The sequence below is a fragment of the Coleofasciculus sp. FACHB-712 genome (genome assembly GCF_014695635.1).
Taxonomy (GTDB): Bacteria; Cyanobacteriota; Cyanobacteriia; order Cyanobacteriales; family FACHB-T130; genus FACHB-T130.
Genome location: NZ_JACJOQ010000176.1, coordinates 1 through 8,124, shown reverse-complemented (window position 1 = coordinate 8,124; position 8,124 = coordinate 1). Strand labels below are relative to the sequence as shown.

The 8,124-nt window shown below is 48.2% G+C and carries 8 protein-coding genes; 3 read left to right on the top strand and 5 right to left on the bottom strand.

Annotated features, from left to right (window positions below):
• Positions 1 to 81: 81 nt before the first annotated feature.
• Positions 82 to 411 carry a DUF3140 domain-containing protein gene (locus tag H6F50_RS04725; RefSeq protein ID WP_190410241.1) on the top strand — a complete coding sequence of 110 codons (330 nt, stop codon included), beginning with the start codon at positions 82 to 84 and terminating at the stop codon, positions 409 to 411.
• A gap of 289 nt (positions 412 to 700) precedes the next feature.
• Here the strand turns inward: H6F50_RS04725 and H6F50_RS04720 are convergent, their stop codons facing one another.
• Together H6F50_RS04720 and H6F50_RS04715 are read right to left on the bottom strand one after the other, a co-directional pair.
• Entirely contained in the window at positions 701 to 1,690 is a 990-nt protein-coding gene (locus tag H6F50_RS04720) for a pentapeptide repeat-containing protein (RefSeq protein WP_190426856.1), read from the bottom strand.
• Positions 1,691 to 2,089: 399 nt separating this feature from the next.
• The gene (locus tag H6F50_RS04715; protein WP_190410239.1) at positions 2,090 to 2,329 is read right to left on the bottom strand and encodes a hypothetical protein; all 240 of its coding nucleotides are present in this window, start codon (positions 2,327 to 2,329) and stop codon (positions 2,090 to 2,092) included.
• Positions 2,330 to 2,505: 176 nt separating this feature from the next.
• On the opposite strand from H6F50_RS04715, the gene H6F50_RS04710 reads away from it, so the two are divergent.
• Complete coding sequence (locus H6F50_RS04710; RefSeq protein WP_190410238.1) at positions 2,506 to 3,231, top strand: TPM domain-containing protein; 726 nt, start codon at positions 2,506 to 2,508, stop codon at positions 3,229 to 3,231.
• Here the strand turns inward: H6F50_RS04710 and H6F50_RS04705 are convergent.
• Both H6F50_RS04705 and H6F50_RS04700 read right to left on the bottom strand, forming a co-directional pair.
• A complete protein-coding gene (locus H6F50_RS04705) occupies positions 3,228 to 3,611 on the bottom strand; it encodes a DUF4346 domain-containing protein (protein WP_190426853.1) in 384 nt (127 codons plus the stop codon). The genes H6F50_RS04710 and H6F50_RS04705 overlap by 4 nt on opposite strands.
• A gap of 110 nt (positions 3,612 to 3,721) precedes the next feature.
• Positions 3,722 to 4,903, bottom strand: a complete 1,182-nt coding sequence (locus H6F50_RS04700; protein WP_190426850.1) for a GNAT family N-acetyltransferase — start codon at positions 4,901 to 4,903, stop codon at positions 3,722 to 3,724.
• A 532-nt stretch (positions 4,904 to 5,435) separates the two neighbouring features.
• Between H6F50_RS04700 and H6F50_RS04695 the strand changes: the two genes are divergently transcribed.
• The gene (locus H6F50_RS04695) at positions 5,436 to 7,103 is read left to right on the top strand and encodes a chemotaxis protein CheB (RefSeq protein WP_199291996.1); all 1,668 of its coding nucleotides are present in this window, start codon (positions 5,436 to 5,438) and stop codon (positions 7,101 to 7,103) included.
• Positions 7,104 to 7,185: 82 nt separating this feature from the next.
• On the opposite strand, the gene H6F50_RS04690 is transcribed toward H6F50_RS04695, so the two are convergent.
• A partial coding sequence (locus H6F50_RS04690) for an S-layer homology domain-containing protein (RefSeq protein WP_190426848.1) occupies positions 7,186 to 8,124 on the bottom strand: 939 nt, incomplete at its 5' end.

The following is an 8,124-nucleotide window of genomic DNA, read 5'->3' as shown; positions in this document are numbered from 1 at the left end:
TATCTAGTTGAAAGCGAAAAAACTGGGAAAGAAGCTGCTCACAAGCCTGAATCCCTCAAGAAAGAGGAGTAATGCTGAATTATGAATAATGATGTGAAATCAGCCATCGACGAGTTTCACAGCGTTGTTAACATGACTCCGCAGGAACTTGAGTCCTGGCTTAAAACTGAAGATTCTAAAGCTGTTGGGCAGAAGGATGGAGAGGAAGAATCAACAGGTCACAAATCTGGTAAGCGTATCATCGAGCTGTTGCACAAGAAGAAGGATGAGTACAGCGAAGATGATATATCGCACCTTAAGAAAGTGATTAGTTACGTCCACCGCCACAGCGCACAGCAGCCGTCAGGCGATATAGAACACACGCGCTGGCGCTACTCACTGATGAATTGGGGTCACGATCCGCTCAAGTAACTGTAGTTTTACCAAGAAATTGCAAAAACTCTCTCCAATTTCCCAAAAAAATTTCTCGTTTCTTACGCCTGGAAACGAGAACCTACAATTAACAGCACCGACATAGAATTGCAGCGATACGCTTAGCGCGTATCGCTTCGAGTGTTAAAACCATTTTTTCTATAAATGCCTGCTACAAATAAATGCTCATGAGCTGTAACGAGAAAACAATTACCAATTACCCTTTAGTTCATGTTGTAGCCACAGATACAAATGGTAGAAGTATCGCCCAGGATGCCCGCCAGATAACTTATTCGTGGACTGTGCCATCAGGGAGGATTGCACCCGTTAAGATTGCTTGTTGCCAATCAGAGTCTTCCAGGTAGGCTCCCCGTAGGCTAGCACCAGTCAAGTCGGCTCCACGCATTTCTGCCACATTCAAGTTAGCTCCCCACAAATAGGCTCCCCGCAAACTTGCTTCACTTAGGTTGGCTTCACGCAAGCTTGCCATATTCAGGTTTGCTCCCGTCATGTCAGCTTCACTCAAATTGGCTTGACTCAAGTCTGCCTTACTTAAGTTCGCTTCACATAAGTCTGCTTTGGCAAGTGAGGAGTGATTTAGATTGGATGCGTGCAAATTTGCTCTAGATAGAATCGTTACACGCATCTGGGCTTCAGACAGATTTGTGGCTGCTAGGTTGGCACCACTCAGATTCGCTCCATTCAGTTTGGTCTCGCTGAGGTTGACGCCATCCAAGTCTATGCCATTGAGATCGACGCCATTTAAGTAAGCTCCTCTCAGGTGTACGCCGTTGAGTATCGTTCCTCGCAGCAATGCGCCGCTCAATCTGGCTCCACTCAGATTTGCCCAACTTAGGTTAGCATCCACCAAGTTAGCCGACCGCAAGTTTATCCCCCGCAGGTCCGAACCGCACAGGTTAACTCCGCGCAAGTTTGACAAACGCAGATTTACTGATGTCAGGATTGCACCACTTAGTTTTGCTCCGACCAGCACCGACTTAACGAGGACAGCTCCTCTTAAGTTGGCTTTTGTCAAGTCTGTCTCGATGAATCGTGCTTCGTTGACTTTGGCAAAACTCAGATCGGCTCGATGCAGGCAGGCTCCACTGAAGTTTGCTCCGATTAGGACTGCGCGACTAAGGTTTGCCGCTGATAGATAGGCTCCTGAAAAGTCTGACCCGCATAGATTGGCTCTTTCCAGGTTTATTCCTATAAGATTTTCGCCGCTAAAATCTCTTTGTCCTTCTTCATAGCGCTGTTTCAGTTCTTGTGCATCCATAGGATTTCTCCAGATTCACTTACAGATAACTTGTCTATTTTTAGAGTTCCCAAATATATCGCCAAAAATGCATTAACTTTTGGGTCATTTTTTGATTTAAGTAGTTTAAATTTTATGAATTTTTTTACATAAAAATTAAGACAATGCGATCGCTTTGTTAGTGGCTCAATTCTCTTTACTGAAGCGAACCGAGTTTTGCCACTCTAGATGCGATCGCTCTCTTTCCATTGCCAAGAGCAAGTCGCGGACTACAGCCCCGAACTAAATGGGCTAAAAGCTAACATCTGTTGAAACGGGTTCAACCGCTTACCAGTAAGCTTTAGCTTACTTTAGCTTCTCGTCGAAATTGATTTCTAGGCTCGCGTCAGTGCGATGAGATTACTCAAAGGATGCGATCGCTCAAAACGGAATATCATCGTCGTAGTCAATCTCATTGGAAAATGGATCGAACGAGTTGGGCTGAGGATTTTCTGGTGCTGTTTGCAGGTCGATCCAACGCTTCGCCAACTCCAGTGCTTCTGCCTCAGTTTTGGCATTATGGACGGGAATCAGGCATTCTCCACCAGCACTCCAAACCTGAACGCAGAATACTGGTCGTGCTTCAATTAGCCAACCCCTGTAAATTTCTGGTGAACTCATAGCTGATACCACCCAGAGCGATTTTATTGATTATTTTGCTAACCTATCGCGCTCACTTTCGATATAACCGAAAAAAGGCTATTTTTAAAAACTAACACGTTCGCTTCACCGAAAGTGAGTTTTCGGGGAGTTTGTGTAGTATTTTTTGAAAAAAGTCATTTTTGTCATTTCATCCAATGAGACAATTCCTCACTCAAGTCTTTCGCCGAATAAAATTCCAGACGCGCTTGATAGTAGCCATTGCCCTGATGGTTCTGGCTACTCAGCTAATCGCAGCGCCAGTAAATGCTACAGGCGTTTATCAAATTCCCAATCTAGCCGCAGGCGATCGCAACTGGATTCTCGATAAAGCTGAAATTCTCAGTCGCCTTACCGAAGGTCAAATTAACACCGAGTTGGATAAATTAGCCAACGACACAGGCAATCAAGTCCGATTTGTGACCATCCGCCACCTCGATTATGGCGAAACAGTGGAAAGTTTTACCAATCAGTTGTTTGAAAAATGGTTTCCCACGCCAGAAGCGCAAGCGAATCAAATTTTACTGGTGATTGATAGCGTTACGAACAACACTGCTATTCGCACAGGTGAAAAGGTAAAGTCTATCTTGAGCGATGATATCGCCAAGAGCATTGCCGAAGAAACCGTGCTGGTGCCACTGCGGGAAGGCGACAAATACAATCAAGCTTTTTCGGATGCAGGCGATCGCTTAATTGCCGTATTAACAGGTGAGCCAGACCCAGGTCCGCCGGAAGTCAAAGATACGGTTAACGTCGAAAGAACCTTTAAAAAGGCAGAAGAAACCGACACTGGCAACGCGACTATCTGGGTGGTTGGCTTACTGCTCGCTGCCACTGTCATTCCAATGGTGACTTACTTTTTCTATCAAGGCTTCTCCGGCTAGTCTTGAACGTACTCCTGCCCGTTAATTAGAGCAAACTCAGCCCTGACAAATTCGCGCCCCAAATAAGCGGCATGATCCAGCATGGTGAGTGGGGCGGACTGAGTTTGCTCAAAAATTTTTATGCAAAGCTCTTTAGCTGTTCTGCCACTATAGACAGCGGTGTGGGTACGTTCTACCTTGCCTCGCACCGGGATGGGTTTGCCAGTTTCGGGATCGACTGCTAAACCGCGTTCGTTAATGATATTCGTGAAATGTTTAGCGCAAATTAGCCCCGCTTCCCGATCCAGGTAAATGATGAAATATCCAGCCGGATCGAGGTGAATATAACGTTTGGAAAGCTGGTCATCAAGGGCAGCTAAATCTTGAGCAGTTTGAGGCATAAAAATCAAGAGATTTCTAAACAATCGACACTGTAAACAGGCTTACAGCCTATCTCAAGTTTAGTTCGTTCCTCTATTTCTCCAGAGCTTTCGTGCCTCTTAAGGTTGTTTTATTCATCGCGCTGGGCAAAAGGTAACTCCTGGTTAATTGCATCAATTTCCAGTTGCTCCATTTCGTTGATTTGATGGATGTGAGTCCGCAGAACTTGACCCAAACGCGGATTATAGAATCGATGCATACTGTAGTTGGAAGTAGCTGGGAAACCGCGACGTTTTTTATGACGTCCACCAGCACCGGGGTCGAAGCTTTGGATGCCATGCGCGATCGCCCACTCAATTGGTGCGTAGTAGCAGGCATTAAAATGCAGACAGTCAATGTCTTGGTAGCTGCCCCAATAACGCCCATATAGTTGCTCGCCCTTGGTGAGGCAAAAAGACATTCCGATGGGGTGCAGGTCATTCTCCTCGTCGTAGGCGGCAACAAATAACACTCGATGACGATACTGGGGATACAACTGTTCAAAAAATCGCCGAGTTAAATACTTACTTCCCCACCAGCCAAACTTGTCGCACGTATCGGCGTAGAAGTCATACATTAACGAAAACAGCGGCTTTGGAATCTCATCACCCGTCAGGGTTCTGATTTGCAAACCGGCTTTTTCTACCGCCTTGCGTTCCCGTTTGATGTTACGGCGCTGATTGGCGTTAAAAGCCCCCAGGTAATCATCAAACGTATTAAAGCCCGTATTTTGCCAAATGAAACTATGGTGCAGCCACGGCGTAAAACCGTGTCGTTCCAGAATCGGTCGCCATTCGGGGTCTACATAGAGGAAATGACATCCACTAATCCGATTTTTTTGGCAAAAATGGTCAATCGCCTCCACCATTAGCTCGGTTAGCTCATCCTCATCTTCACCAGGGGCGATTAAGAAGCGATAGCCTTCCGCTGGTGTCATCGGAGACATTCCCAGCAATTTTGGATAGTATTGCACCCCTAAGCGTTGGGCTAAATCTGCCCACTGATGGTCAAATACAAATTCACCATAACTATGCCCTTTCAGATAAAGCGGTGCAGCCCCAATTAGCTGCCTGTCTCGCCATATCGTTAGGTGAGTGGGTAGCCAACCCGTTTTAGCGCCGACGCTACCAGAAGTTTCCATATTGTTGAGCCAATCCCATTCTAGGAAAGGCGTTTTCAACGGCAGAGCGATCGCGTCCCACTCGGCTTGCGGCACTTCAGCGATTTTATTAATCCAAGCAACAGAATAGCGGGGTTTCAGTTGTTCCACCATTTAAGAAATTGGGGGTAGAGCGTTGGTTGCGACTCAGACTGGATGAGAAAGCCTCTTCTAGGGTAATGGAACTTTCCCGATCTCATCAAAGAGAAAGCAAAGAGAAAGCGATCGCTTGTGCAAAAACTTATAAATTATTTATTTTGAATCCGCAGCAACGTCTGCTGGCTGCTTCAAGACGCAATTTAATAAAAAGCAGCCGCTAGTACCAAGCTTCTAGTGCTGTAAATCATCAAGGCTTTTTGTATTTATGGTCACTTATGAAGTTCATAGTGAACTCATTCCCCAGCTAGAAGATGAGTGAAACACTAGCCGTTACATTAGTTATAAGTAAGCCAAAGCTTTAAAAATTCCACTGCCTTGCAAGCTTTACAGGGAAGGCAGAAAATAGTGGTTCTCTCAAGAAGATGCTTGGCGAGAGAAGGATAGAGCTTCTCGCCAAGCACATTTTCCTTGTAGAAATTCAGCTAAAACCGCCGTAGGTACAATCATCACTAATTGAGCAGAGTTTTCACCCCATTCCATCAATCGGATGGATTTTTCCGCAGTGTTCCATCAGGAGAGGCAAATGCCTGGTCACGACATTATCGTTATTGGAGCTTCCGCCGGGGGGGTAGAAGCCTTGACTCAATTGGTCGCTGATTTGCCGTCGGATCTTCCGGCTGCGATTTTCGTCGTCGTTCACTTTCCAGCGTGGGGTAAGAGTATTCTGCCGCAGCTTTTGAATGGTTCCTTGCACGCAGACCATGCTAAAAACAATGAGAAGATTGAGTATGGGCGAATCTATGTAGCACCGCCAGATTATCACCTGCTGGTGAAGCGCGGATATATCCGCTTGGTGCAGGGGCCAAAAGAGAACAACGCTCGTCCGGCAGTCGATCCCCTGTTTCGCACCGCAGGGAGGGCGTATAAACGCCGGGTAGTCGGGGTGGTATTGTCGGGTACCCTCGACGATGGCACGGCGGGACTGATCGATTTAAAGCGGCAAGGGGGCGTGGCAGTCGTTCAAGACCCAACGGACGCTTTTTTCTCAGGGATGCCAAAGAGCGCCATCGAACACGCAGATGTTGATTTTATCCTGCCGCTGTCGTCAATCGCCCCTGCTTTAGTGCGTCTAGCCCATGAAACTGTGGCAGAGGAAGGAGCCAGCACTGTGTCTAGCGAAAGCGAATTTGAGACGGATACCGATATTGTGGAAGTGGATGGAGCCGCTTTACGGGAACGGGGAAAGCCTGGAACCCACTCAAGCTTTACTTGTCCAGATTGTGGCGGGAGTTTGTTCCAACTGAATGAGAGAGGATTGCTCCAGTACCGCTGTCGCGTGGGGCACGCTTATTCAGCAGAGACTCTGGTAGCGGGGCAGTCTCAGGCTCAGGAGGAGGCGCTGTGGGCCGCAATCCGTTCTCTAGAAGAGCGTGCGGAGCTGATGTATAAGATGGCGAAGTATTCGCGCGATCGCAACAAAACCTTGTCAGCACAGCGTTATGAAGCAAAAGCTAAAGAAGCGGAACAACGCTCTGATTTCATCCGGCAGGGGCTTTTCCAAGGTCAATTGCCTGCGACAGTACGGCTAGCCGAGAGTGAGGAATCAGGCGAGAGTGCAGACGGAAATGGAAATCCGCACTCCCCTTTCAAAGTAGTGGTGCTAGCGGCATCTGAGGGGGGGCTGAGAGCCTTAAGCCACATCCTGCCTGCCTTCCCCCCGGACTTTCCGGCAGCGATTATTGTGGTGCAAAAACCCGACATTCAGTCTGCCTCCAGTTTGATAACCGACGCTTTAAATCGCCCTACGACCTTGCCACTCAAGCAGGCACAAGAAGGAGAGCTATTAAAACCGGGGATGGTCTACGTGGCTCCTCCAAATCAGCATCTACTCGTCACCCCGGAGGGGGCTTTTTGCCTGTCTGGGGCGGTACTCGTGGACTTTGCACGCCCCTCTGCTGACTTGCTATTGCAGTCACTGGCGGCGAGTTTTAAAGAACGGGCGATCGCGGTTATTCTCTCTGGAATAGGCAGCGATGGTGCAACCGGGGTGCAGGCAATTCATAAGATGGGCGGATTCGCGATTGCCCAAGATGAAAGTACATCGGAATTTTTTGAGATGCCTCGCGCCGCCATTGAGACGGGAAGTGTAGATTTCGTTCTCCCCCTGCACGAGATCGGGTCTACCCTCGTAAATCTCGTGGTTTCTCCAGTGTAGATTTGAGAAGTAGAGGCGAACAACTGTTCGCCCCTAAAGCCGATCGAAACATTTAATCAAGGTGAGGCAGTTTCAGCCTCGATCAAGCCGTCACGATATAGGGTGAGTTGATAGCTGAGACTCGGTTAGCATTCACCAAGGCTTGATAAACGATTGCCGCTACTTCCGCCCGCGTTGCATCGCGGGTGGGGTTAAGTTTTTTGAGCGTTGGATGATTGACAACCAGCTGCTTTTGGGCGGCTGTTGCGACCTCGTCCTTGGCATAGTCAGGAATGCCCGTGCGGTCATCGAAGAAGTTTAACGCGGTGGCAGCGCCCCCGGTTAACTTTAGTCCATTCACCAAGGAGACAATCACTTGGACGCGCTGGACATTGTCGTTCGGTTTGAAGGTTTTATCGGGGAACCCAGAGAGAAATTCACCGCGATAGGCTTGTTGAATCGCAGCGTAACCCCAGAAACTGTTTGCCACATCTTTGAAAGCGATCGCTTCTCGTTTGGCAGGTGGAGTAAAGGCTTTGGTCAATAAGGCAGCATATTGCGCCCGCGTCAGACTCGCATCAGGTCTAAAGGTTTTGTCAGGAAACCCGCTGATAATCTCTTGCTTCACTAATTCCTGAATAAAAGTCTCTGCCCAATGACCTTTAATATCGGTTAGCTCAACGGCTGTACCGCCGCCAGTACCACCGCCACCAGTACCGCCGCCACCAGTACCACCGCCAGTGCCACCGCCACCAGTACCGCCGCCAGTGCCACCGCCAGTACCGCCACCACCTGCCGTGTCAGTCGGAGGAAGCTGATTATCGAGCAAGTTTACGCTTCCCTTGACTTTGTCGGGATTTATTTGATTTCCCGCCACAATTAGCTGGTTTGAGCTGCTATTTTGTAAATCAAATTTAGTGTTATACCGCAGGATATTTTTGCCTGCGTCGGTGGCACTGCCCAGATCCGGTAAAGCATTGCCAATTATCGTCACACCATCGTCAGAGTTTCGTTCGCTCAGATTATTCCGCAGCTTGGGACG

What these genes read in the sequence shown, in the direction of transcription:
- H6F50_RS04725 (WP_190410241.1), top strand. Translation starts at nt 82, where the DNA reads ATGAATAATGATGTGAAATCAGCCATCGACGAGTTTCACAGCGTTGTT.
- H6F50_RS04720 (WP_190426856.1), bottom strand. Translation starts at nt 1,690, where the DNA reads ATGGATGCACAAGAACTGAAACAGCGCTATGAAGAAGGACAAAGAGAT.
- H6F50_RS04715 (WP_190410239.1), bottom strand. Translation starts at nt 2,329, where the DNA reads ATGAGTTCACCAGAAATTTACAGGGGTTGGCTAATTGAAGCACGACCA.
- H6F50_RS04710 (WP_190410238.1), top strand. Translation starts at nt 2,506, where the DNA reads ATGAGACAATTCCTCACTCAAGTCTTTCGCCGAATAAAATTCCAGACG.
- H6F50_RS04705 (WP_190426853.1), bottom strand. Translation starts at nt 3,611, where the DNA reads ATGCCTCAAACTGCTCAAGATTTAGCTGCCCTTGATGACCAGCTTTCC.
- H6F50_RS04700 (WP_190426850.1), bottom strand. Translation starts at nt 4,903, where the DNA reads ATGGTGGAACAACTGAAACCCCGCTATTCTGTTGCTTGGATTAATAAA.
- H6F50_RS04695 (WP_199291996.1), top strand. Translation starts at nt 5,436, where the DNA reads ATGGATTTTTCCGCAGTGTTCCATCAGGAGAGGCAAATGCCTGGTCAC.